This window comes from Luteimonas pelagia (assembly GCF_054776035.1).
The window spans coordinates 452,937-474,960 of the sequence record NZ_BAAHCG010000003.1 but is presented as its reverse complement, the minus strand read 5'-3'; the positions used below and the strand labels follow the sequence as shown (position 1 = coordinate 474,960).

Annotated in this window: 22 protein-coding genes and 1 pseudogene; 8 read left to right on the top strand and 15 right to left on the bottom strand. The window is 73.6% G+C overall.

Annotated features, from left to right (window positions below; translation table 11 throughout):
- Window position 1: 1 nt before the first annotated feature.
- Window positions 2–940: a Csu type fimbrial protein gene (locus ACYU7H_RS11125; protein ID WP_460814725.1), complete on the top strand. Its 939-nt coding sequence runs from the start codon at window positions 2–4 to the stop codon at window positions 938–940.
- An 18-nt stretch (window positions 941–958) separates the two neighbouring features.
- On the opposite strand, the gene ACYU7H_RS11120 is transcribed toward ACYU7H_RS11125, so the two are convergent.
- The gene (locus ACYU7H_RS11120) at window positions 959–2,938 is read right to left on the bottom strand and encodes a UvrD-helicase domain-containing protein (RefSeq protein WP_460814723.1); all 1,980 of its coding nucleotides are present in this window, start codon (window positions 2,936–2,938) and stop codon (window positions 959–961) included.
- A gap of 143 nt (window positions 2,939–3,081) precedes the next feature.
- Between ACYU7H_RS11120 and ACYU7H_RS11115 the strand changes: the two genes are divergently transcribed.
- Complete coding sequence (locus tag ACYU7H_RS11115; protein ID WP_460814721.1) at window positions 3,082–3,828, top strand: hypothetical protein; 747 nt, start codon at window positions 3,082–3,084, stop codon at window positions 3,826–3,828.
- 46 nt (window positions 3,829–3,874) lie between these two features.
- The gene (locus tag ACYU7H_RS11110) at window positions 3,875–4,510 is read left to right on the top strand and encodes a thymidine kinase (protein ID WP_460814719.1); all 636 of its coding nucleotides are present in this window, start codon (window positions 3,875–3,877) and stop codon (window positions 4,508–4,510) included.
- 6 nt (window positions 4,511–4,516) lie between these two features.
- Here the strand turns inward: ACYU7H_RS11110 and ACYU7H_RS11105 are convergent, their stop codons facing one another.
- From ACYU7H_RS11105 to mutM, 3 genes are all read right to left on the bottom strand, one after another.
- Window positions 4,517–6,973 (bottom strand): serine/threonine-protein kinase, encoded by a 2,457-nt coding sequence (locus ACYU7H_RS11105; RefSeq protein WP_460814717.1) that lies wholly within the window; start codon window positions 6,971–6,973, stop codon window positions 4,517–4,519.
- Window positions 6,974–7,025: 52 nt separating this feature from the next.
- A complete protein-coding gene (locus tag ACYU7H_RS11100) occupies window positions 7,026–7,589 on the bottom strand; it encodes an ECF-type sigma factor (RefSeq protein ID WP_460814715.1) in 564 nt (187 codons plus the stop codon).
- 73 nt (window positions 7,590–7,662) lie between these two features.
- Window positions 7,663–8,475: a bifunctional DNA-formamidopyrimidine glycosylase/DNA-(apurinic or apyrimidinic site) lyase gene (mutM, locus tag ACYU7H_RS11095; RefSeq protein ID WP_460814713.1), complete on the bottom strand. Its 813-nt coding sequence runs from the start codon at window positions 8,473–8,475 to the stop codon at window positions 7,663–7,665.
- A 151-nt stretch (window positions 8,476–8,626) separates the two neighbouring features.
- On the opposite strand from mutM, the gene ACYU7H_RS11090 reads away from it, so the two are divergent.
- The 3 genes and pseudogenes from ACYU7H_RS11090 to acs form a co-directional block, all read left to right on the top strand.
- Complete coding sequence (locus tag ACYU7H_RS11090; protein ID WP_460814711.1) at window positions 8,627–9,829, top strand: DesA family fatty acid desaturase; 1,203 nt, start codon at window positions 8,627–8,629, stop codon at window positions 9,827–9,829.
- A complete protein-coding gene (locus tag ACYU7H_RS11085; RefSeq protein WP_460814709.1) occupies window positions 9,829–10,221 on the top strand; it encodes an EF-hand domain-containing protein in 393 nt (130 codons plus the stop codon). Before ACYU7H_RS11090 ends, ACYU7H_RS11085 begins: the two co-directional genes overlap by 1 nt.
- 183 nt (window positions 10,222–10,404) lie before the next feature.
- Window positions 10,405–12,267 (top strand): annotated as a pseudogene (gene acs / locus ACYU7H_RS11080) (acetate--CoA ligase); the annotation flags it as partial.
- 31 nt (window positions 12,268–12,298) lie between these two features.
- Here the strand turns inward: acs and ACYU7H_RS11075 are convergent.
- From ACYU7H_RS11075 to ACYU7H_RS11035, 9 genes are all read right to left on the bottom strand, one after another.
- A complete protein-coding gene (locus ACYU7H_RS11075; protein ID WP_460814708.1) occupies window positions 12,299–12,577 on the bottom strand; it encodes a hypothetical protein in 279 nt (92 codons plus the stop codon).
- A gap of 204 nt (window positions 12,578–12,781) precedes the next feature.
- Window positions 12,782–12,946: a 50S ribosomal protein L33 gene (gene rpmG / locus ACYU7H_RS11070; protein WP_460814706.1), complete on the bottom strand. Its 165-nt coding sequence runs from the start codon at window positions 12,944–12,946 to the stop codon at window positions 12,782–12,784.
- Between the two features lie 13 nt (window positions 12,947–12,959).
- Window positions 12,960–13,196, bottom strand: a complete 237-nt coding sequence (gene rpmB / locus ACYU7H_RS11065) for a 50S ribosomal protein L28 (RefSeq protein ID WP_460814704.1) — start codon at window positions 13,194–13,196, stop codon at window positions 12,960–12,962.
- A gap of 217 nt (window positions 13,197–13,413) precedes the next feature.
- The gene (locus tag ACYU7H_RS11060; protein WP_460814702.1) at window positions 13,414–13,749 is read right to left on the bottom strand and encodes a lipid-A-disaccharide synthase N-terminal domain-containing protein; all 336 of its coding nucleotides are present in this window, start codon (window positions 13,747–13,749) and stop codon (window positions 13,414–13,416) included.
- 36 nt (window positions 13,750–13,785) lie between these two features.
- Window positions 13,786–14,559, bottom strand: coding sequence for a glycosyltransferase family 2 protein (locus ACYU7H_RS11055; protein WP_460814701.1), 774 nt, complete (start codon window positions 14,557–14,559; stop codon window positions 13,786–13,788).
- Window positions 14,560–14,581: 22 nt separating this feature from the next.
- On the bottom strand, window positions 14,582–15,514 hold the full coding sequence (locus ACYU7H_RS11050; protein WP_460814700.1) for a ParB/RepB/Spo0J family partition protein: 933 nt from the start codon (window positions 15,512–15,514) through the stop codon (window positions 14,582–14,584).
- Complete coding sequence (locus tag ACYU7H_RS11045) at window positions 15,511–16,347, bottom strand: ParA family protein (RefSeq protein ID WP_460814698.1); 837 nt, start codon at window positions 16,345–16,347, stop codon at window positions 15,511–15,513. The genes ACYU7H_RS11050 and ACYU7H_RS11045 overlap by 4 nt, the downstream gene beginning before the upstream one ends.
- Before the next feature lie 93 nt (window positions 16,348–16,440).
- Window positions 16,441–17,082 (bottom strand): 16S rRNA (guanine(527)-N(7))-methyltransferase RsmG, encoded by a 642-nt coding sequence (gene rsmG / locus ACYU7H_RS11040; protein WP_460814697.1) that lies wholly within the window; start codon window positions 17,080–17,082, stop codon window positions 16,441–16,443.
- A 36-nt stretch (window positions 17,083–17,118) separates the two neighbouring features.
- Window positions 17,119–17,730, bottom strand: coding sequence for a 4'-phosphopantetheinyl transferase family protein (locus ACYU7H_RS11035; RefSeq protein ID WP_460814695.1), 612 nt, complete (start codon window positions 17,728–17,730; stop codon window positions 17,119–17,121).
- A gap of 80 nt (window positions 17,731–17,810) precedes the next feature.
- Here ACYU7H_RS11035 and ACYU7H_RS11030 point away from each other — a divergent pair, with 80 nt between their 5' ends.
- A complete protein-coding gene (locus tag ACYU7H_RS11030; protein WP_460814694.1) occupies window positions 17,811–19,172 on the top strand; it encodes an AMP-binding protein in 1,362 nt (453 codons plus the stop codon).
- A gap of 206 nt (window positions 19,173–19,378) precedes the next feature.
- The gene (locus ACYU7H_RS11025) at window positions 19,379–19,645 is read left to right on the top strand and encodes a GlsB/YeaQ/YmgE family stress response membrane protein (RefSeq protein WP_460814692.1); all 267 of its coding nucleotides are present in this window, start codon (window positions 19,379–19,381) and stop codon (window positions 19,643–19,645) included.
- Window positions 19,646–19,757: 112 nt separating this feature from the next.
- Here ACYU7H_RS11025 and xth read toward each other — a convergent pair whose 3' ends face one another.
- Both xth and ACYU7H_RS11015 read right to left on the bottom strand, forming a co-directional pair.
- Window positions 19,758–20,540 carry an exodeoxyribonuclease III gene (gene xth / locus ACYU7H_RS11020; RefSeq protein WP_460814691.1) on the bottom strand — a complete coding sequence of 261 codons (783 nt, stop codon included), beginning with the start codon at window positions 20,538–20,540 and terminating at the stop codon, window positions 19,758–19,760.
- Window positions 20,541–20,572: 32 nt separating this feature from the next.
- The gene (locus ACYU7H_RS11015; RefSeq protein WP_460814689.1) at window positions 20,573–22,021 is read right to left on the bottom strand and encodes an aldehyde dehydrogenase family protein; all 1,449 of its coding nucleotides are present in this window, start codon (window positions 22,019–22,021) and stop codon (window positions 20,573–20,575) included.
- Window positions 22,022–22,024: the final 3 nt, after the last annotated feature.

Below are 22,024 nucleotides of genomic sequence, written 5' to 3'. Positions count from 1 at the left end.
CATGCCCAGCATCCGGATCCCGCTGACCTTCGCCATCCTCCTGGCCGGACTGTCCGCCGCCGCGACGGCGCGCGCGCAGAGCTGCAGCGCGAACGTGCCGGACATCTACTTCGGCAACGTGCCCACGCCGGTGCCGCAGGTGGACGTGGCCGCGCCGGTCAGCGTGGAATGCCGCGGGACGCCGGACACGACCGTCCGGTTGTGCATGGGGATCGCCCCGGCGACCGGTCCGGCGGGCACGCGGCGGATGGTCTCCGGTCCGGACGCACTCCCGTATGCGCTGTCGGCCGATCCTTCGCACACGCAACCCTGGGACGACGGCCCCGCGCGACGCGTGCTGCTGACGATCCCGCTGGGCGCGTCCGGGCAGGGCAACGCGACACCCACCCTGTACGCACGGATGGCCGCGGGCGGCGCGCCCGCCGCGGGGCATTACCAGTCCTCGACCACGGACGACACGCTGGTGGGCGAGATCAAGCCCGGCAATTCGCAATGCGGCAATCCCGCCAGCACGGGGACGTTCTCGGGCGGGCGGTTCGACGTCGCGGTCTTCGTCGCGGGGCGCTGCACCGTCAGCGTGGACCCGCTGCTCGACTTCGGTACCGTGGCGGGCGCCATCACCGCGCCGGTCGACGCCGGCATCGCCTTGCGGGCGACATGCAATCGCAACCTGCCGTACACCGTCGCCCTCGGCGACGGGCTGCATGCCGCCGGCAGCCAGCGGCGGATGCGCAGCGCGGCGGGCGACGTGCTGGACTACGACCTGTTCCAGGACGCCGCGCGCAGCCTCCGGTGGGGCGACGGCACGCCCGACCCGGTGCGCAACGGGTCGGGAACCGGGGCGCAGGAGACGCTGACGATCCATGGACGCGTGCCCGCGGGGCAGGCGGCGCCCGGCGGGACCTACCGCGACACGGTCACCGCCACGATCACCTACTGAGCGGGTCGCCCGCGCGGGTCAGACGTCCAGCAGCGCACGGATCGCGGCGAAGCCGGCGTCGGCGCGCGCCCTGCGCTCCACCGCGTCGGCTTCCGGATCCGCGCCGTCGCGCTGGATCTCCGCGGCCGGCAGTTCGTCGAGGAAGCGGCTGGGCAGGTTGCGCTGGCGTTCGCCCCAGCGGCGCGCCTCGCGCGAATGGCTCAGCCACAGCTGCTCCTTGGCGCGGGTGATGCCCACGTACAGCAGGCGCCGCTCCTCGTCGGTGCGGCCCTCCTCGATGCTGGCCTCGTGCGGCAGGTTGCCGTCCTCGACGCCGACGATGAAAACGTAGCGGAACTCCAGGCCCTTGGCGGCGTGCAGGCTCATCAACCGCACCTGGTTGCCGGCCTCGCCCTTGTCGGCGTGCGACAGCAGCGCCAGCGCGGCCGCCAGTTCGCCCGGCCCGCCGCCGTGGGCGCCCTCGAACCAGTCGGCGAGTTCCTCCAGGTTCGCGCGACGGCGCTGGAACATGGCCTCGTCCTTGCACTGCGCGCGCACCGCGGCCAGCAGGCCCGAGCGTTCGGCCAGCGTGCGCACCAGGTCGGGCGGCGCCACCCGCGCCGCCTCCGCGCGCAGGCCGCGCACCACGTCGACGAAGCCCTGCAGCGCGTTGGCCGCGCGTGCGGGCAACTGCTTCACCAGCCCGATCGACTCGGCCGCGCGTGCCAGCGGCAGGTGCGCGTGCTGCGCGAGTTCGGCCAGCTTCGCCAGCGTGCCGGCGCCGACGCCGCGCTGCGGCGAGGCCACCGCGCGCAGGAACGCCGCGTCGTCGTCGGGGTTCGCCACCAGCCGCAGCCACGCCAGCGCGTCCTTGACCTCGCCGCGGTCGAGGAACGCGGTGCCGCCGGACAGGTGGTAGGGCACGCGCAGCAGCTGCAGCGCCTTCTCCAGCGCGCGCGACTGGTGGTTGCCCCGGAACAGGATGCAGAAGTCGCTCCAGGGCGCGCCGCGCGACTGGTTGAGGAAGTGGATCCGGTCGGCGACCTTCTCCGCTTCGTGCTCGGCGTCCCGGCATTCCCAGATGCGGATGCGTTCGCCGTCGGCCTGGTCGGACCACAGCGTCTTCGGGTGCTCGTGCGGGTTGTGCGCGATCAGCGCGTTGGCGGCGCGCAGCACGCGGTTGCTGCAGCGGTAGTTCTGCTCGAGCTTGACGATGCGCAGGTCCGGGTAGTCGCGGCCGAGCTGCAGCAGGTTGTCGGGATTGGCGCCGCGCCAGGCGTAGATCGACTGGTCGTCGTCGCCCACGCAGGTGAACATCCCGCGCGTGCCCGCCAGCGCCTTGAGCAGCCGGTACTGCGCGTCGTTGGTGTCCTGGCACTCGTCGACCAGCAGGTAGCCGATGCGCTCGCGCCAGCCGGCGACGCACTCGGCATCGGTCTCCAGTAGCTGCACGGGCAGGCGGATCAGGTCGTCGAAGTCGACCGCGTTGAACGCCGCCAGTCGTGCCTGGTACAGGCCGTAGATCGTCGCGGCCTCGTGCTCGCGCGTGCTGCGCGCCTCGGCCGCGGCGGCTTCGGGCGACAGGCAGGCGTTCTTGGCCCGCGAGATCAGGCCGCGCATGGCGTCGATCGCGTCCGGCTTGCTGCCCGCCGGCATCAGGTCCTTGACCTGCGCGGCGCTGTCCTCCGAATCGAACACCGAGAAGCCGCGGCGCAGCCCGATCCGCGCATGCTCGACCTGCAGGATCCGAAGGCCGAGCGCATGGAAGGTGCAGACGGTCAGGCCCTCGGCGGCGTCGCCCCGCAGGCGCTTGCCCACGCGCTCGCGCATCTCGCGCGCGGCCTTGTTGGTGAACGTGATCGCGGCGATCCGGCGCGCCGGCATCCGTCCGCTGGCGACCAGGTGCGCGATCTTCTCCACGATCACCCGGGTCTTGCCGCTGCCCGCGCCCGCGAGCACCAGCAGCGGGCCGTCGTCGTGCGCCACGGCGGCGCGCTGCGGGGGATTGAGGCCTTGCATGGGTCTTCGGGAGCGGATGGCGTCGCGAACGGCATGCATTGTCGCATCCGCGGCCGGCGGTCATGCCGACTTCCGGCACCTGCGGCCCGCCGGCCCCGCCGATAGGCTCCACCGCACCCGATCACATGGAGTGGATGGCAGGCATGGATACCGGAACCCGCGCGGTCGCCCGCGCAGTGGCCTTCGGACTGGCGCTCGCCCTGGCGGCGCCCGCCCTCGCGCAGGACGACGCGCCCGGCGGCGTGGACCGCCAGATGATCATGAACAGCGAAGGCTTCCTCGCCGCTCACCCGGACCTGCGCTGGCGCCGGGAGGGCGTGATGGCGCTGGAGCGCGGCGAAGGCGACGAGGCCGCCGCCTATTTCCGACGCGCCGCCCGCTACGGGGACAAGCCCTCCCAGGCGATGCTGGCCGAACTGTACTGGACCGGCATGGCGGGTGTCGCTGCGGACCGCGCGCAGGCGTATGCGTGGATGGACCTGGCGGGCGAACGCGGCTACACGCTGTTCATCGCCAAGCGCGAGCAGTACTGGGCGTCGCTGTCGGATGCCGAGCGCGCGCGCGCGGTCGAGGTCGGCCGCCCGCTGTTCGACGAGTACCGCGATGCAGAGGCCAAGCCGCGGCTCGCGCGCATCCTCAAGCGCGAGCGGCGCAACACCACCGGCAGCCGCACCGGCTTCGTCGGCAACCTTCAGGTGACCGTGCCCGGCCCGGGCGGCGAGCCGCAGACGATCCTGGGAAGCCAGTACTACGACGACACCTTCTGGGAGCCGGATCGCTACTGGGCGTGGCAGGACCGGACCTGGAAGGACCCGCCGACCGGGCGCGTGGACATCCTGCCGATCGAGCGCGTGCGCGATGCGGACGGCGAGCCCGCGCCCACGCCCTGACCGCGCCGGTGGTCCGCGGGGCCAGGCGCGCATCTAGACTGCGCGCATGGCCAAGCTCTACTTCTACTACTCGGCGATGAACGCCGGGAAGACCACGACGCTGCTGCAGTCCGCGCACAACTACCGCGAGCGCGGCATGCGCGTGGCCATCCTCACGCCGGCGCTGGACCATCGCGACGGCAGCGGGACGGTGGCCTCGCGCATCGGCCTGCGTGCCGACGGCACGCCGTTCTCCGCCGGCGACGACCTTGAACGCATGGTGCGCGCGAGCGTGGGGACGCGGGGGCCGCTGCACTGCGTGCTGGTGGACGAGGCCCAGTTCCTGACCCGGGCGCAGGCCTGGCAGCTGACCGAGGTGGTCGATTCGCTCGGCATCCCGGTGCTCTGCTACGGCCTGCGGACCGATTTCCGCGGCGACCTGTTCGAGGGCAGCGCGGCGCTGCTGGCATGGGCCGACGAGCTGGCCGAGATCAAGACCATCTGCCACACCGGCAGCAAGGCGACGATGACCGTGCGGGTGGACGACAACGGGCGCGCGGTGCGCGACGGGCCGCAGGTCGAGGTGGGCGGCAACGAGCGCTACGTGTCGGTGTCCCGCGCGGAGTTCAAGCGGGTGATGCGCGGCGAGGGCGGGATCGATCCCGCGCAGGCGCCCCTGCCGCTGCCCCGCCCGCCCGGCTGATCGGCGTCAGCGCCCCGCGGGATCCTGCGCGGCACCCGTGATCTCTTCGGCCAGGCGCGCCAGCTGCGCGGGCGAGGGGGCGCTCGCGCCCGACATCTCGGCCAGCAGCACGCGCACCTCGTCCAGCGCCCGGGCCGCGGCGGTGTCGTCGCCCGCCGCGTGCAGCATCCGGGCCTGGACGTACAGGCCCTCCGCGAGCAGGCGCGCCTGGCGCGAGTCGCGCCAGATCTCGACGGCCTCCGCCTGCGTCGCGAGCGCCGCGCCCAGCCGGCCCGACGCCTGTTCGGCCAGCGCGATCGCCTGGTGGCTGGCGGCCACTTCCACGTGCCCGGGGCCGAAGCGGTCGACCAGCAGGCGGTGGGCGTCGCGCAGTTCCGCCAGCGCATCCTCGGGCCGGCCCGCCTCGCGCTGGATCGCGGCCAGCGCGCGTCGCTGGCGCAGCGTCAGCGGGTGTTGCGTGCCGTGCAGGTCGAGCGCGAGCAGCACCGCCTGCGCCTGGGCCGCCTCCGCCGCGGGGAATTCGCCGAGCGCGCGACGGCTGGCGGCGATGCCCGACAGCAGTTCGATCTCCTGGGGATGACCCGCGCCGGCACCGCGGCGCAGGCGGAGCAGCGCGTTGGTGTAGCCGTCGAGCGCCGCCCGCGGCTCACCGGCATCCAGCCGCAGGGTGGCGAGGTCGGACAGGTTCTGTACCGCGCCGGCCGTGTCGCCGGACGCATCGCGGGCGGCCAGGGACCGCTCGAACAGCTGGCGCGCGACGTTGCGTTCCCCGAGCGCCTGCCGGCAGCGCCCCAGTTGCGAATAGAACTCGGCGGCCTGGGAGGCGAGTTGCGCCTGCAGCCGCTGGGCCTCGTCCAGCCAGGGCTGCATGGTCACGGTGCACTGGCCGGGTCGCGACATCAGCCGCTGGCTCTGTCCACGCAGGGTGACCGACTCCAGGCGCAGGCCCGGCGGGACGCGCGGCAGGCTGTCGATGATCAGCGCCTGCCGGTCGAGCATCATCGACGCGTCCGCGTAGTCGCCCAGGCCGATGCGCAGGCGGGCGACCAGGCCGAGCAGTTCGGCGCGGGCCCGCGGCTGCTGGCGCAACTCGCGGTTGCCGCGGTCGACGCCGGCCTCCAGCAGCCGGCGGAGGTCCAGGCCTTCGCCCGGCGCCGCGCCGCCGGCCTGCTCGAACAGGCCGATGATGAAGTCCTGCATCGCCTGCGCGCGGGCCGCGTCCTCCAGCGCGCGCGCCGCCTGGCCCGCCACCACCAGCACCGCGGCGGCGACGACGACCAGGCCGAAGGCCGTGGTCGCCAGCGGCCACCGGTGACGCCGCACGAACTTGCCGAGGCGGTACGCCACGCCCTGCGGCCGGGCCTGTACGGGCCGGCCATCGGCGTAGCGCGCCAGGTCCAGCGACATCGCCTCGACCGAGGGATAGCGCCGTTCCGGTGTCTTGCCGAGCGCCTTGAGCACGATGTTGTCCAAGTCCCCGGACAGCATCCGCGCGTGGCGCCGCTGGTCCTGCACCGGCAGGCGCCCGGCTTCCGCGCTGCGCGACAGCGCCTGGGACGGCCTCTGCGGGTCCTGGTGGAGGATTGCCTCCTCCCAGGCCCCGTCGCTCTCGCGCGGCAGGCGGTACGGACGCACGCCCGTGAGCAGTTCGTACAGCACCACGCCCAGCGCGTAAACGTCGGTCATCGTGGTGACCGGCTCGCCGCGGATCTGCTCCGGCGCCGCGTAGTGCAGCGTGAACGCGCGCATGCCCGTGCGCGTGTGCTCGGGCGGCGGGCCCTCGTGGTCGAGCAGCTTGGCGATGCCGAAGTCGAGCAGGCGCACCTCGCCCGCCGGCGTGACCATGATGTTCGACGGCTTGAGGTCGCGGTGGACGATCAGGTTCGCGTGTGCGTGGCTCACCGCGGCGCAGACCTGCGCGAACAGCTTCAGGCGCTGGCTGAGCGGGGTGAGGCGCGCGCGGCACCAGTCGGTGATCGGCTCGCCCTCGATGTACTCGAGCGTGAGGTAGGGCTGCCCGTCGCGACCCATGCCGGCGTCGAGCAGGCGCGCGATGTTGGGGTGTGCCAGCCGGGCGAGGATGTCGCGCTCGCGGGTGAAGCGCAGGCGCAGGTTGGGTTCGACCAGGCCCGGCCGGAGCAGCTTGATCGCGACGCGGCGCTGGTAGAGGCCGTCGGCGCGGCCACCGAGCCAGACTTGGCCCATGCCGCCCTCGCCGAGCATCCGCTCCAGGCGCCACGGACCGACGATCGTGCCCGGGTGCGCGCCGGGCAGCGGCGCGATCAGCGGTTCGGACAGGAAATCCTCGCGCTCGGACTCGAGCGCCATGAGTTCGGCGAGGTCGGCGGCGAGTTGCGGGTCTTCGTCGCGGAGCAGCTCGAGGCTGCGCTCGCGTTCCTCGTCCGACAGCTCGAACATCGCGTCGAGCAGCGGCGACACCCGTTGCCAGCGCTCGGCGTCCATCTCAGCCCGCCGCCCCGCGGCCCCGGACCCGCGTGGCCGCCGCGCGGCGCACTCAGGACTCCTTGAGCGATGCCAGCAGGAACAGCCTCGCCTTCTGCCAGTCGCGCCGGATGCTGCGTTCGGACCGCTTGAGCAGGTTGGCGATCTCCAGCTCCGACAGCCCGGCGAAATAACGCAGTTCCACCACCTGGGCCAGCCGCGTGTCCACCGCCGCCAGGCGGGTCAGCGCGGTGTCCAGGCCGAGCGTTTCCTCGTCGAGCCGCAGGCCGCCCTCCAGGTCTTCGGGCAGGTCGGTGACGCGGTGCAGGTCGCCGCCGCGCTTCTGCGCCAGGCGCTGGCGCGCGTAGTCGACCACCACGCTGCGCATCGCCGACGCGGCGTATGCGAAGAAGTGCGCGCGGTCGTCGAACTGCGCGGTGTTGCGGCCGATCAGCTTCAGGTAGGCCTCGTGCACCAGCGCCGTCGCGTCGAGCGTGTGCCCGTGCTGGCCCGCGAGCTGGCGGCGGGCCATGGCGTGCAGCTCCTGGTACAGCGTGGCGAGCACGCGGTCGAGCGCGCCGCGGTCCCCGCCGCGCGCGGCATCCAGCCACTCGGTGATCTCGACCAATTCAGACATTGCGCCCCCCGGGCGGCCGATCATACGCCGCGCGGCGCGTGGCTTCAGCCGTCCGGTGCCCGGGCGGCGCGGCTCATCGCTGGCACGCCGGGCACCAGACGGTCGTCCGCTGGGCGACGAGGGCCTGGCGGAGGGGGCGGCCGCAGCGCGGACACGGCGCGCCCCCGCGCCCGTAGGCCGACAGCTCCTGCTCGAAGTACCCGGGCGCGCCATCCGGGGCAAGGAAGTCGCGCAGCGTCGTGCCACCGCGGCCGATGGCGTGCTCGAGCACCGCCTTCACCGCCGCGGCCAGGGCCTCGTAGCGCGCGCGGGAAATCCGCCCGGCGGCGCGCAGCGGGGAGATGCCGGCCAGGAACAGCGCTTCGGCGGCGTAGATGTTGCCCACGCCGACCACCGTGGCCTGGTCCATCAGGAAGGCCTTCACCGCGACCCGCCGGCCCCGGCTGCGGTGGAACAGCCACGCCCCGTCGAAGTCGCCCGACAGCGGTTCCGGCCCCAGGCCACGCAGGAGCGGGTGGACCTCGCCCGCAGGCTGCCACAGCAGGCAGCCGAACCGGCGCGGATCGTTGAAGCGCAGGACGCGGCCCGAATCCAGGACGATGTCGACATGGTCGTGGGCGCGCGGCGGGACGTCCGCGTCGAGCACCCGCAGGCTGCCCGACATGCCCAGGTGCAGCAGGGCGCTGCCCGCGGCGGCGTCGACCAGCAGGTACTTGGCCCGCCGGCGGACCGATTCGATCCGCTGGCCCGGGAGCAGGTCGGCGACCTCGGCCGGGATCGGCCAGCGCAGGTCCGGCCGCCGGAGGCGGACCGAACGCACCGTGCGCCCCGCCAGGTGCGGCTCCAGCCCGCGGCGGGTGGTCTCGACTTCGGGCAGCTCGGGCATCGCGCGAGTGTCGCAGACGGGCGCCCCGGCGCGTGGACCTGAACCCCCGTCACGCCATACGCCGGCGCATGGGTGCCCCCGGGGGCCTCACGCTGGCATCATGCGCGGTGGGGTGGCCCGCGTCGCCCCGTTTTCGTCACCGGAGCACCCGATGCCCACCTCGCTGATCGATTTCCTCGCCGGCGGCCTGGCCCAGGCCGGCCTCGGCACGTTGGCCATCTACTTCCTGGTCGCCACCCAGCTGACCATCTTCTCGGTCACGCTGTACCTGCACCGGTCGATGGCGCACCGCGGCGTGGACTTCCACCCGGCCGTCGCGCACGTGTTCCGCTTCTGGTCGTGGCTCACCACCTCGATGATCACCCGCGAGTGGGTGGCGATCCACCGCAAGCACCACGCCAAGTGCGAGACCGAGGAGGATCCGCACAGCCCGATGTTCCAGGGCATCGATACGGTGTTCTGGCGCGGCGTCGAGCTGTACCGCGACGCGCGCGGCCAGCGCGACGACATCGAGAAGTACGGCAAGGGCTGCCCCGACGACTGGATCGAGCGCACGCTCTACACCCCGCACGCGACGCTCGGCCCGACCCTGCTGCTGGTCGCCAGCTTCCTGCTGTTCGGCTTCTGGGGCGTGGCGATCTGGGCGCTGCAGATGGCGTGGATCCCGTTCTGGGCCGCGGGCGTGGTCAACGGCCTCGGCCACTGGTGGGGCTACCGCAACTTCGAGACCACCGACACCGCCACGAACCTCAGCCCGTGGGGCGTGTGGATCGGCGGCGAGGAACTGCACAACAACCACCACGCGTTCCCCTCGTCGGCGAAGTTCGCGCTGCGCAAGTTCGAGTTCGACATCGGCTGGGCCGCGATCCGCGGCTTCGAGATGCTGGGCCTGGCCAAGGTGCTGCGCGTGGCGCCGAGCCTGGACGTGCGCCCGAACATCCCGGTGCCGGACGCGGACACGCTCAGGGCGCTGCTCGCGCACCGCTTCCAGGCCATGACCGACTTCAGCCGCCACGTGCTCAAGCCCGCACTGCGCGAGGAGGCGGCGGCGGTCGGTTCGAAGCCCCGCAGGCTGCTGCCGCGGAAGCTGCGCCGCGGCCTGGCCGACGACGGCCGCTGGCTGGCGCCGGACGCGCGCGCGCAACTGCAGGACTGGGTGGCCCAGCGGCCGCGCATCCAGGCGCTGGTCGAGGCGCGTTCGCGCCTGTCCGAGGTCCTCGAATCGCGCGGACAGGACGCCCAGGCCACGTTGCACCGGTTGCAGGAGTGGTGCCACGAGGCCGAGGCCAGCGGGATCCGCGCACTGCAGGACTACTCGGCCCGCCTGAAGGGATACCGCCTGCAGGCGGCGTGATGCCGGCGACCCGGAAGGCTCCGCGCAGGCCCGCATGGCGACATGCGGGCCTGTCGCGTTCCGGGCCCGCCGCCGCGCTGCTCGCGGCCTTGCTGGGCACGGCCGCCGCACCGGCGCAGGTCGACACGAGCCGGGCCTACCTCGACCGCATGGACGGCGATGGCGACGGCCGGGTATCGCTGGCCGAGTACCAGGCGTGGATGGGCTACGCCTTCGCGCGCATGGACCGCGATGGCGACGGGGTCCTCGCGCCGCATGAGCTGCCTGGCGGCCGTGGCAGGCCTGTCGACCGGGCCTCGCACCTGCGTGCGCTGGCGGCCGCCTTCGCGCGGCAGGACGCGGACCGCGACGGCCTGCTCGACGCCGCGGAGCTCGCCGCGCCCCCGCGCTGAGGCCCCCCGCCAGGCACCCCCGCGGAACGGCGCGTTGCGCGCACCCGGTCGCCCGGCCCCGACCGCTGCGGCACACTGGCGCATCCCGCGTTCGGAGGTGCGCCCATGACGTCGACCCTGGTCCCGGTCCCGGACGGGTTCGTGCCCGGGCGGACGCCCGCCGACGTGGCGGCGGACCGCGCGGCGGCGACCCGCGACCCCGATGCGTACTGGGCGGGCGTGGCCCGCCGGCTGGACTGGATCCGCCCGCCGACCCGCATCCGCGACGCCAGCTTCGACCCCGCGGACTTCCACATCCGCTGGTTCGACGACGGCGTGCTCAACGCCAGCGTCAACTGCCTCGACCGCCACCTCGCCGCGCACGGCGACAAGGTCGCGCTGGTGTTCGAACCGGACGATCCCGCGGACGAACCACGGCGGATCAGCTACCGGGAACTGCACGCACGCACCTGCCACCTGGGCAACGCATTGCGCAACCTCGGCGTGCGCAAGGGCGACCGGGTCACCCTCTACCTGCCGATGATCCCGGAGGCGGTCGTCGCCATGCTCGCCTGCGCGCGCATCGGCGCGGTGCACTCGGTGGTGTTCGGCGGCTTCGCCCCGCAGTCGATCGCCGACCGCATCGCCGACTGCGGCAGCCGGCTCGTCATCACCGCCGACCAGGGCCTGCGCGGCGGCAAGGCGGTGCCGCTGAAGGCGAACGTCGACGCCGCGCTCGCCCTCGACGGCACCCGAAGCGTGGACACCGTGCTGGTCGTTCGCCACACGGGCGCCTCCGTGCCGATGCAGATGCCGCGCGACCGCTGGTACGACGCCGTGGTCGAGGGCCAGCCGGATGCCTGCGACCCGGAACCGATGGGCGCGGAGGATCCGCTGTTCATCCTCTACACCTCGGGCAGCACCGGGAAACCGAAGGGCGTGCTGCACACCACCGGTGGATACCTGGCGTACGCCAGCCACTCGCACGCACTCGCGTTCGACCTGCGCGAGGACGACGTGTGGTGGTGCACCGCGGACGTGGGCTGGATCACCGGCCACAGCTACATCGTCTATGGACCGCTTTCGAACCGCGCGACCTGCGTGGTGTTCGAAGGCGTGCCGACGTGGCCGGACGCGTCGCGCTTCTGGCAGGTCGTCGACCGCCACGGGGTGACCGCGTTCTACACCGCGCCGACCGCCATCCGCGCGCTGATGCGCGAAGGCGACGGCCCGGTGCGGTCCACGTCGCGTGCTTCGCTGCGCCTGCTCGGCACCGTGGGGGAGCCCATCAACCCGGAGGCGTGGCGCTGGTACTTCGAGGTGGTCGGCGAGGGGCGGTGCCCGGTCGTCGACACGTGGTGGCAGACCGAGACCGGCGGGATCCTGATGGCGCCGCTGCCCGGCACGGCCATGAAGCCCGGCGCAGCAATGGATCCGCTGCCGGGAATCGAACCCGCGCTCGTCGACGCGGAAGGCCGGATCCTCGAGGGCGAGGCCGAGGGCAACCTCGTGCTGCTCGGCTCATGGCCGGGGCAGATGCGCGGGGTGTACGGCGATCCCGGGCGCTTCCTCGACACCTACTTCAAGGCCTACCCCGGGATGTACTTCACGGGCGACGGCGCGCGTCGCGACGCGGACGGGCACTGGTGGATCACCGGGCGCGTGGACGACGTCATCAACGTCAGCGGCCACCGCATCGGCACCGCCGAGATCGAGAGCGCGCTGGTGCTCCACCCGGCCGTCGCCGAGGCGGCGGTGGTCGGCTTCCCGCACGACCTCAAGGGCCAGGGCATCTACGCCTACGTGACGCTGGTCGCCGGCAGGGCGCCGGACGATGCGCTGCGCGACGAACTGGTGCGCCAGGTGCGGTCCGAGATCGGCCCGACCGCGACGCCCGACCACATCCAGTGGGCACCGGGCCTGCCGAAGACCCGCAGCGGCAAGATCATGCGGCGCATCCTGCGCAAGATCGCGGAGGACGCACCCGACCAGCTCGGCGACACGAGCACGCTCGCCGATCCGGCGGTGGTCGATTCGCTGGTCAGGGAGCGACGCGGCGCGGGATGAGGCGACCGGCGCGCGTCGTCGGGAAGCGTGGTCAGCCGATCGCGCGCGGCCCGGCCGGCGGCACGCCGCGGATGCTGTGGGCGATGAACCCCCACAGGCCCAGGCAGGCCGTCATCACGACCAGCCGGGACAGGTTGAGCGGCGTGGCGAGCGACGCCGCCAGTTCGGCCGCCGACGGCACCTCGATCGCCAGCACGTAGAGCGCGAGCAGCGCCAGCGCGGCCGTCGCCGCCGCGCAGGTCCACAGGCAGGCGCCGGCGCAGCGGCGCAGGAGTCCCCGGCGGGCTTGGATGGCGATGGCGGGCTGCATGCGTGGCGGGTGGCGGCGTGACGGGCCGGCAGGATCCCGCAGGCGCGGTCATGGCCGCGTCGAAGCGGCGAGCGGCCACGCATGCCGGTCAGCTCCCGGACAGGTCGCGCTGGCGCGGGGGGTCCGGTCCGGGCAAAGAAAAGCCCGCCGGGCGGCGGGCTTCTCCGATCCTTCGCAGGCTGCCGCGCGTCGCGCGGCCCCACGTCACTTGATCTTGCCTTCCTTGTAGACCACGTGCTTCCGGACGACGGGATCGTACTTCTTGATCTCCATCTTGTTCGGCGTGTTCTTCTTGTTCTTGTCCGTGGTGTAGAAGTGGCCGGTGCCGGCCGAGGAAATGAGTCGGATCTTGTCGCGCTTGGTCGCCATGGTTCAGTCCTCCTCAGATCTTCTCGCCACGCTTGCGCATGTCGGCGAGCACGACGTCGATGCCGTTCTTGTCGATGGTGCGCAGGGCGGCGCTGGAAACGCGCAGCTTCACCCAGCGGTTCTCGGAGGCCACCCAGAAGCGGCGCTCGTGGAGGTTGGGCAGGAAGCGGCGGCGGGTCTTGTTGTTGGCGTGCGAGACGTTGTTGCCGGTCTGCACGCGCTTGCCGGTGACTTGGCATACGCGGGACATAACGCACCTCGAAAGGGTCTGTGGGCCTCCCTTGGCCAGGGAAGCGGCGGCGCGCGATCGCACCTCGGGACGCTGCCAGTGGCGGGCCGGAATCGCGCATCCGTTCCCGCCCGGACGCACCCCGGGATGGGGTCGGCCGGACACAGCGAGCCGGGCATTATGCCGGGCGAAGGGGACCCGGGCAAATTATCCACATCCCCGCCACGCCCGGGCTCCCTCAACCGGCAGCGCCCTTCCCGCCCGGCCGCCCCTGGCGCAGGTCCAGCCACAGGCTGTAGGCCGCGGTGAAGGCCGGGAAAAGGTTCTGCAGGACCCCGACCGCGTCCTGCTTGGCCGAGAAGAGGAAGTAGGACAGCGCCATCGCGCTCCCGGCCAGGCTCATGACCCAGAAGGCGCGGGGGATCACCGGGCGCCCCGCGCGGTGCGAGGCGACCAGCTGCACCAGCCAGCGCAGCCCGAACATCGAGGCGCCCGCCAGGCCGACGAGCTTCCAGGGGCTGACGTGGACGCCGGTCCATTCGAGCCAGGGCAGGGCGGCATTCGGATCGAACATGCGATCTCCTGTTCCGGGGCCGCGCGGCGCGGCGGCCTAGAGTTCCTCGACCCGCGGGCGACTCCCGCGCGCGACCAGCCAGGCCACGCCCATCAGGTCGCGGATGCCGACCAGCGCGCGGCCCAGGTTGCCGTACTTCGACCGGCCGCCGCCCCGGGGGCGATGGTTCACCGGGATGCTGCGGGTCCGCCAGCCGGCGCGCTGCATGAGCGCGGGCAGGTAGCGGTGCATGTGGTCGAACGCGGGCAGGTCGAGGAAGGCCGCGCGCTCGAACAGCTTGGTGCCGCAGCCGGTGTCGGGGGTCGCGTCGCGCAATGCCCGCTCGCGGATCGCGTTGGCCGCGCGCGAGGCCCAGCGCTTGCCCGCGGTGTCCTTGCGGTCCACGCGCCAGCCGGCCAGCAGCTTCACGTCCGGGGGCGACGCGTCGCGTTCGACGAGCAGGCGGGGCAGGTCCGCGGGGTCGTTCTGGCCGTCGCCGTCGAGCGTGGCGATCCATGGCCCGCGCGCGGCCTTGACGCCCGTGCGGATGGCCGCGCTCTGGCCGCAGCGCGTGGCGTGGCGCAGCACGCGCAGCTCGGGGATAGTTGCCTTCAGGCCGCGCAGCACCTCGTCCGTGCCATCGGTCGAGCCGTCGTCGACGAAGAGCACTTCGAACGGTGCCCGGCCGCGCAGCGCCGAGACGATTTCCGCGACCAGCGGGGCGACGTTGTCGCGTTCGTCGAGGACCGGTACCACGACGCTCAGTGCGGGCCCGCGCGGGTCGCCGTCATCCACTTCGTCATTCCGGCGCGTCGGCCCGGGGGCTTGCATGGGGTGGCGGCCCAGGCCGGTGTCAGCCGGCCGTGACGCGCAGCCGGTCGAGCACGCCGTCGAGCGCGTCCAGGTCCGCGTAGTGGATCACCAGCCGACCCTTGCCGCCGCGCCCGTGCGCGATGGCCACCTTCGTCCCGAGCGCTTCGGACAGCTCGGTCTCCAACGCGGCGATGTCGGCCTGCGGCCGCGCCCTGGCGGCTTTCCCGCGCGTCTTGCCCCCGTTGGGCACCTGGCCCGAGGCGAGCTGCTGCACCCGGTGCTCGACCTCGCGCACCGACCAGCCCTGTTCCGCCGCCTGCCGCGCCAGCGCGACCGCGGCCTGGGGGGCGAGGGTGAGCAGGGCGCGGGCGTGGCCCATCTCCAGCGCACGGGTTTCCACCAGCACGCGGATGTCCGGGGGCAGTTCCAGCAGGCGCAGCAGGTTGGACACCGCCGCGCGCGAGCGTCCCACCGCGCTGGCCGCGGCCGCGTGGGTCAGGTCGAACTCGTCGATCAACCGCTGCAGCGCCTGGGCCTCCTCGAGCGGGTTGAGGTCCTCGCGCTGGATGTTCTCGATCAGCGCCATCGCCACGACCGCATGGTCGTCGACCGCGCGCACCACGGCCGGGATCTCGGCCAGGCCCGCCTTCTGCGTGGCGCGCCAGCGGCGCTCGCCGGCGATGATCTCGTAGCGCAGCCCGCCATCGTCGCGCCCGACCTCGCGCACCACGATCGGCTGGATCACGCCCTGGGCCTTGATGGATTCGGCCAGCTCGTCGAGCTTGTCCGGGTCCATCGCCGTGCGCGGCTGGTACTTGCCCGGCTGCAGTTGCGCGACCGGCAGGCGCTGCAACGCCTCGCCCGGCTGTGCCGGCGCGGCTGCGCGCTCGACGGCGCCCTTCGGCCCGAGCAAGGCGTCCAGGCCGCGGCCGAGTCCGCGCTTCTTGGCAGGGGCGGGCTTGGCGGGGCTCATTGGACGGTGGTCTCCGTGGTCTGGGCCGGGCCGCTGGCCGGCGCGGGCGACGCGGCGCGCGCGGCGCGTTCGCGCTGGCGGCGCAGCACCTCGCCGGCGAGGCCCAGGTAGGCGATGCCGCCGCGGCTGGCGCGGTCGTAGCTGACGATGCTCTGCCCGTGGCTGGGTGCCTCGGCCAGGCGCACGTTGCGCGGGACGATGGTGCGGAACACCTTCTCGCCGAAATGGTTGGTGAGTTCCGCCGACACCGCGTTGGCGAGGTTGTTGCGCACGTCGAACATGGTGCGCAGGACGCCCTCGATCTCGAGCGCCGGGTTGAGCCGGGCGGTGAGCGCCTGGATGGTCTCGAGCAGCGCGCTCAGCCCCTCCAGCGCGTAGTACTCGCACTGCATCGGCACCAGCACCGAGTCGGCCGCGTTCAGCGCGTTGAGCGTGAGCAGCGACAGCGAGGGCGGGCAGTCGACGATGATGAAGTCGTAGCGCGCGCGCAGCGGTTCGAGCGCGCGCTTGAGGCGTTGTTCGCGACCGTCCTCGTCCATCAGCTCGAGCTCGGCGGCGGTCAGGTCGATGTTGCCCGGCAGCAGGTCGTAGCCCTCGGCGCTCGACACGATCGCGTCGGTCGCGTGGACCTCCTCCAGCAGCACGTCGGTGCTCGACGCCGGCAGCTCGCGCTTGTCCACGCCGCTGCCCATGGTCGCGTTGCCCTGCGGGTCGAGGTCCACCAGCAGCACGCGGCGCGGCGTCGCCGCCAGCGCGGCGGCGAGGTTGACCGCGGTCGTGGTCTTGCCGACCCCGCCCTTCTGGTTGGCGATGGCGATGATGCGGGCGCTCACGCGGCTCCCCTGCTCGAGTGACCCGGCACGCGGCCGGGACCGGGGATTATGCCCGCTGCCGCCCGCCGCTGCCGGCACCCGCGCACGGTCCGCTCAGGCGCGCGCGACGATCGCCAGGTGCCGCTCGCCGTCGCCGCCGGGCACGTCCAGCCGCTGCAGCGATTCGACGCGCCAGCCGGCGGGGAGCGCCGCCAGTTCCTCGTCCGGGCGCTGGCCCTTCATCGCCAGCAGCCGGCCGTCGGCGGCCAGCAGGTGGCCGCCCAGGTCGAGGATCCTGGGGATCGTCGCGAGCGCGCGCGCGGTCAGGACGTCGAACGCGCCCGGTGCCGCCAGCGCCTCGATCCTGGACTCGGCCACGGTGGCGTTGCCGAGCCCGAGCGTGCGCACCGCCTCGCGGAGGAACCGGGCCTTCTTGCCGTTGCTCTCCACCAGCGTCACCCGGAGGCCGGGCAGCGCGATCGCGAGCGGGATCCCCGGCAGGCCGGGGCCGGTGCCGAGGTCGGCGAGCCGGCCGCCGCGCGCGGCGATCGGCGCGAGGTGCGGCGCCAGCGCCAGCGAATCGAGCAGGTGCCGGCCCACCATGTCCGCGGGATCCCGGACCGCGGTCAGGTTGTACGCCCGGTTCCAGCGCGCGAGCAGGTCGCGGTAGGCGAGCAGCGGTCCTGCCAGCCCGGCGGGCAGGCCGAGGGCGTCCAGGCCGGACGCGAGGTCGGCGGGCGGGGGCGTGTCGGGCATCGGGTCATTGTAGGTGGCGCGCGCGCCGGGCCGCCGTCAGTCCGCCGGTCGCCAGGCCAGCGCGGCGCGGTAGCCGGGACGGGGCGCCCATTCGTGCAGGCGCCAGCCCGCCGCGTCGCCGAGCGCCGGGGCGCACGCGGCCAGCGACAGCGCGCCGTCCGCGCCGGGCGCGAAGCGCAGGCGATGCAGGCCGAAGGAGAGGCCCCCGCCGTGCGCCTTGAGCAGGGCTTCCTTGGCGCACCACAGGCGCAGGAAGTCGCCTTCGACCCGCGCCGGCGGGCGCGCCGCGAGCCACGCGGCCTCGTCGGGCGCGAAGAAGCGCCGGGCGAGCGCGAGCGCGTTCGGCCGCGGACGGACGCGCTCGAGGTCGACGCCGACCCGCATCGACTCGCCGAAGGCGAGCAGCAGGCCGTCGCCGCTGTGGCTCCAGCCGACGTCGTCCCGCCCGCCGGCGAGGCGGGGGCGGCCGCGCTCGTCGCGCTCGATGCCGATCGCGGTCGCGTCGACGCCCCTGAGCGTCGCGATCCAGGCGCGCGCGACGGCCTCGGCCGCCGCGCCGCGGGCGGCGGGCCGCCAGGCCAGGCGCGGGCCGGACATGATCGCCGGCAGGGATGCCGGCGCGTCTTCGATGGGCGGGGCGACGTGCATGGGCTTCGCGCGGTGGTTCGCGGCCAGCGTAAAGTAGCCGCGGGGGAAGCGGCGCGGGGTGGCGCCGCAGGACGCGAATGATGTCGGCAGTCTTGGAAGATGGCGCGGAGCGGCAGGCCGGACCCTTCGGCCCGCTGGCCTGCGGCGACGGGTCGCGCCCGGTGGCCTTCGACGCGAACGGCGTCGTGACGCTCGCGCGCTTCCTCGCCCAGGTGCGCGGCGTCGCCGCGTGCCTGCCCGACGCGGGCCATGCCGTGAACCTGTGCGAGGACCGCTACCGGTTCCTGGTCGCGTTCTGCGCGGCCGCCTCGCGCGGACAGACCACGCTGCTGCCCAGTTCGCGCGCGCCCGCGTCGGTCGACGACGCCCTGTGCGACCACGCCGACGGCTACTGCCTCGGCGATCGCGAGTTCGCCCTCCCGCCGCGGGGTTACCGGCCGCTGCCCGACCCCCTGCCCGAGCGCGACGGTGGCATCCCCAAGGTCGAAGACAGCGCGCTGGCGGCCATCGGCTTCACCTCCGGCAGCACCGGCCGGCCGGGGCGCAACCCGAAGACCTGGGGCGCCTTCCGCGCCGGCACCGCGCAGAACCTCGCCGCGCTGTCCGACCTCTGGCCGGCGGGCGAAACGCCATGGATCGTCGCGACCGTGCCACCGCAGCACATGTACGGCATGGAGCTCTCGGTGCTCCTGCCGCTGCTCGGGGGCGCCGCCGTGCACGCGGGACGGCCGCTGTTCCCGGCGGATGTCGCGCGCGCGCTGCGCGACGCGGCGGGGCCGCGCCTGCTCGTGACCACGCCCGTGCACCTGCGTGCCCTGGTGGAGGGCGGCGCCGACCTGCCGCCGATGGCGGGCATCGTCTCGGCGACCGCCCCCCTGTCGCCCGAACTGGCCGCGGCCGCCGAAGCGCGCTTCGGTTGCGAGGTCCGCGAGCTCTTCGGCTCGACCGAAACCTGCGTGATCGCGCGCCGCCGCACCGCGCGCGACGCGGCCTGGACGCCGCTGCCCGGCGTGCGCGTGGCCGCGTGCGAGGACGGCGCGTGGATCGAGGCCGGCCACCTGCCGGGCCCGGTGCGCGTCGCCGATCGCGTCGACGTGCGCAAGGACGGCGGGTTCGTCCTCCGCGGCCGGGCCGCCGACCTGCTGGAGATCGCCGGCAAGCGCGCCTCGCTGGGCGACCTCACCGCGCGGCTGCTCGCCATCCCCGGGGTCGAGGACGGGGTGGTCTTCCAGCTCGACGGCGAGGGGGTGCGGCGGATCGCGGCGCTGGTCGTCGCGCCCGGCCTGGACGAGGCGGCGATCCTCGCGGGCCTGCGCGGTGCGGTGGATCCGGTGTTCCTGCCCCGGCGGCTGCGGCGGGTCGAGGCCCTGCCCCGGAACGACACCGGAAAGCTGCCCCGTGCCGCGCTGCTGGACCTGCTGCACGCGCCGATCAGCGCTTAATTCACGAAAACCAAGAGCGATCTTGGTCCAACGTCGTCGAACACGCGCTCACGCTACGTCCGCGCACCCGTTCCTGAACCGCCGGCAACACGCCCTCACGCCACTGAACCGGGCCTGACGTGTTCATCACGCCGGGCTGGTGAGACTGCCGGCCAGCCCCCGTCCGGGGAGCTCCGGGAATCACTTCTACCAAGGGAGTCAGGCGCATGAACATCATCATCTGGTTGATCGTGGGCGGCATCGTCGGCTGGCTGGCCAGCCTGATCATGAAGACCGACGCCCAGCAGGGCATCATCCTGAACGTGGTCGTCGGCATCATCGGCGCGTTCATCGGCGGCTTCCTGATCGGCCCGCTGCTGGGCGCCGGCTCGATCAACGACGGCTTCAGCATCATGAGCTTCATCGTGTCGCTGATCGGCGCGATCATCCTGCTGGCGATCGTCAACCTGTTCCGTCGCGGCCGCGTTCGCTGAGCGCACCGCCCGGGCGGCGCCACCGCCCACGGATCACGGAAAGCCCGGCCAGGTGCCGGGCTTTTCCGTTTCCGGCTGGTGCCGTCCGGGAGGACGGCGGTGCGCGGCCCGGTCAGCCGTCCCGGCCGCGGTCGAGCGTGAGCCACACCGGCGTGTGGTCGCTCGGACGCTCCCAGGTGCGGGGGGCGAGGTCGATGCCCGCTCCGTCGCAGGCCGCCCGCAATGCGTCGCTGACCAACAGGAGGTCGATGCGCAGGCCCCAGCCGCGCTGGAACGCGGCCAGCCGGTAGTCCCACCAGCTGTAGTGGCCGCCCTCGTCGTTGTGCAGGCGGAACGCGTCGTGGAGGCCGAGGTCCAGCAGGCGCCCGAGTGCCTCGCGCTCGGGCGTCGAGCACAGGATCTTCTCGCGCCAGCGCTTGGGGTCGTGCACGTCCCGGTCGTCCGGCGCGATGTTGAAGTCGCCCAGCACCACCAGCTCCCGGTGCGCGCGCAGTTCCTCCGCCAGCCACGCGCGGACCGCCTCCAGCCAGCGCAGCTTGTACTCGAACTTCTCGCTGCCCACGGCCTGGCCGTTGACGACGTACAGGTCGACGATGCGCACGCCGTCCACGGTCGCCGCGATGACCCGCTTCTGGGGATCCTCGAAGCCCGGGATGGCCATCGCGCACTCGCCGGCGAATGGCGTGCGGCTGAGCAGCGCGACGCCGTTGTAGGTCTTCTGGCCGCAGAACGCGCTGTGGTAGCCGGCCTCCAGCAGCGCCTCGCGCGGGAAGCGGTCGTCCTCGAGCTTGGTTTCCTGCAGCGCGACGACGTCGGGCCGCGCCTCGTCCAGCCACTGCAGCAGGTGCGGCAGGCGCACGTTGAGGGAATTGACGTTCCAGCTGGCGATCTTCATGCGCGGGAGTGTAGCGGCGCCGGCGCGCGGGCTCAGCGGCGCAGCAGCAGGCGCAGGAGCCGGTCCATGCGCCGGCCGTAGGGCGGCCGGAGCAGGTCGGTCGGGGCGAGTCTCCACTGGTGCAGCACCGCCTGCAGGTGGCTGAAGGTGTCGAAGCCGTGCCGGCCGTGCAAGCGTCCGTGTCCGCTCGACCCGCGGCCGCCGAACGGAAGGTCGTGCGCCCCGTAGTGCCAGAGCGCGTCGTTGACCGTGGCGCCGCCGGCCGGGACGCGCGCGAGGATGGCGTCGCGCATCGACGCGTCCCCGGTGAACGGGTAGATCGCCAGCGGGGACGCCACGCGCGCCTCGGCCGCGGCCGTTCCGATGGCGTCCTCGATGCGGTCGTAGCCGCGCACCGGCAGCCAAGGCCCGAAGATCTCTTCCCGGTGCACGCGCGCGTCGTCGGGGGCGTCGATCACGAGGGTCGGCGGCAGCAGGCGTTCGCTGCGCGCGCGCGCCGGATCGACGTCGACGAGCGGAACGACCCGGGCACCGCGCGCACGCGCGTCGTCGAGCAGCGCGAGCAGGCGGTCGACGTGGCGGTCGTCGATGATCCGGGCGTAGTCGCCGGCCCGGTCGCCGAGGTCGCCGTACCGGCGCGCCACCTCGGTGCGCAGCAGGGCGACGAACCGGTCCACGCGCGCGCGGTCGATCCACGCATGGTCGACCGCGATGCACGTCTGGCCCGCATTGAGCCACTTGCCGGTGGCGATGCGCGCGGCGGCGCGGTCCAGCGGCGCGTCCGGGCAGATGATCGCGGGGGAGCGCCCGCCGAGTTCGAGCGTCACCGGGGTCATCGACGCGGCGGCGGCGGACGCCACCTTGCGCGCGACCGTGCCCGATCCGGTGAACAGCAGGTGGTCGAAGGGCAGCGCGGCGAACGCGGCGCCGACCTCGGCGCCCCCGGTGGCCATCGCCACGCGGTCGGCGGGAAACACGTCCGCGACCAGGCCGCGCATCCACGCGGCGGTGCGCGGGACCAGTTCCGATGGCTTGAGCATCGCGTGGTTGCCGGCGGCGATCGCGGAGGCGAGCGGCGCGAGCGCCAGCGTCACCGGGTAGTTCCACGGGCTGATGATCCCGACCACGCCGAGCGGCCGTGGCGCGATGCATGCGCGCGCCGGCCACAGGCGCCAGCCCGCGGCCGCCGGGCGCGGACGCGCCCACCGGTGCAGGTTCCGCCGCGCCAGGTCGATCTCGCCCAGCGTCGCGAGCACCTCCGACAGCAGGCTCTCGTGGCGCGGGCGGTGGCCGAAATCGGCGGCGATCGCGTCGACCATCGCCGCGCGACCGTCCAGCAGCGCCTCGCGCAGGCGGCCGAGGTCGCCGCGGCGCTGGTCCAGCGACGGTTGGGCATCGATCCAGGCCTCGCGCAGGCGCGCCAGCATCGCGGACAGTGGATCGACGGGCGTGCCGGCGGCCTGTTCGGCGGGCTGTTCCATCGA

What these genes read in the sequence shown, in the direction of transcription:
- ACYU7H_RS11125 (WP_460814725.1), top strand. Translation starts at nt 2, where the DNA reads ATGCCCAGCATCCGGATCCCGCTGACCTTCGCCATCCTCCTGGCCGGA.
- ACYU7H_RS11120 (WP_460814723.1), bottom strand. Translation starts at nt 2,938, where the DNA reads ATGCAAGGCCTCAATCCCCCGCAGCGCGCCGCCGTGGCGCACGACGAC.
- ACYU7H_RS11115 (WP_460814721.1), top strand. Translation starts at nt 3,082, where the DNA reads ATGGATACCGGAACCCGCGCGGTCGCCCGCGCAGTGGCCTTCGGACTG.
- ACYU7H_RS11110 (WP_460814719.1), top strand. Translation starts at nt 3,875, where the DNA reads ATGGCCAAGCTCTACTTCTACTACTCGGCGATGAACGCCGGGAAGACC.
- ACYU7H_RS11105 (WP_460814717.1), bottom strand. Translation starts at nt 6,973, where the DNA reads ATGGACGCCGAGCGCTGGCAACGGGTGTCGCCGCTGCTCGACGCGATG.
- ACYU7H_RS11100 (WP_460814715.1), bottom strand. Translation starts at nt 7,589, where the DNA reads ATGTCTGAATTGGTCGAGATCACCGAGTGGCTGGATGCCGCGCGCGGC.
- mutM (WP_460814713.1), bottom strand. Translation starts at nt 8,475, where the DNA reads ATGCCCGAGCTGCCCGAAGTCGAGACCACCCGCCGCGGGCTGGAGCCG.
- ACYU7H_RS11090 (WP_460814711.1), top strand. Translation starts at nt 8,627, where the DNA reads ATGCCCACCTCGCTGATCGATTTCCTCGCCGGCGGCCTGGCCCAGGCC.
- ACYU7H_RS11085 (WP_460814709.1), top strand. Translation starts at nt 9,829, where the DNA reads ATGCCGGCGACCCGGAAGGCTCCGCGCAGGCCCGCATGGCGACATGCG.
- ACYU7H_RS11075 (WP_460814708.1), bottom strand. Translation starts at nt 12,577, where the DNA reads ATGCAGCCCGCCATCGCCATCCAAGCCCGCCGGGGACTCCTGCGCCGC.
- rpmG (WP_460814706.1), bottom strand. Translation starts at nt 12,946, where the DNA reads ATGGCGACCAAGCGCGACAAGATCCGACTCATTTCCTCGGCCGGCACC.
- rpmB (WP_460814704.1), bottom strand. Translation starts at nt 13,196, where the DNA reads ATGTCCCGCGTATGCCAAGTCACCGGCAAGCGCGTGCAGACCGGCAAC.
- ACYU7H_RS11060 (WP_460814702.1), bottom strand. Translation starts at nt 13,749, where the DNA reads ATGTTCGATCCGAATGCCGCCCTGCCCTGGCTCGAATGGACCGGCGTC.
- ACYU7H_RS11055 (WP_460814701.1), bottom strand. Translation starts at nt 14,559, where the DNA reads ATGCAAGCCCCCGGGCCGACGCGCCGGAATGACGAAGTGGATGACGGC.
- ACYU7H_RS11050 (WP_460814700.1), bottom strand. Translation starts at nt 15,514, where the DNA reads ATGAGCCCCGCCAAGCCCGCCCCTGCCAAGAAGCGCGGACTCGGCCGC.
- rsmG (WP_460814697.1), bottom strand. Translation starts at nt 17,082, where the DNA reads ATGCCCGACACGCCCCCGCCCGCCGACCTCGCGTCCGGCCTGGACGCC.
- ACYU7H_RS11035 (WP_460814695.1), bottom strand. Translation starts at nt 17,730, where the DNA reads ATGCACGTCGCCCCGCCCATCGAAGACGCGCCGGCATCCCTGCCGGCG.
- ACYU7H_RS11030 (WP_460814694.1), top strand. Translation starts at nt 17,811, where the DNA reads ATGTCGGCAGTCTTGGAAGATGGCGCGGAGCGGCAGGCCGGACCCTTC.
- ACYU7H_RS11025 (WP_460814692.1), top strand. Translation starts at nt 19,379, where the DNA reads ATGAACATCATCATCTGGTTGATCGTGGGCGGCATCGTCGGCTGGCTG.
- xth (WP_460814691.1), bottom strand. Translation starts at nt 20,540, where the DNA reads ATGAAGATCGCCAGCTGGAACGTCAATTCCCTCAACGTGCGCCTGCCG.
- ACYU7H_RS11015 (WP_460814689.1), bottom strand. Translation starts at nt 22,021, where the DNA reads ATGGAACAGCCCGCCGAACAGGCCGCCGGCACGCCCGTCGATCCACTG.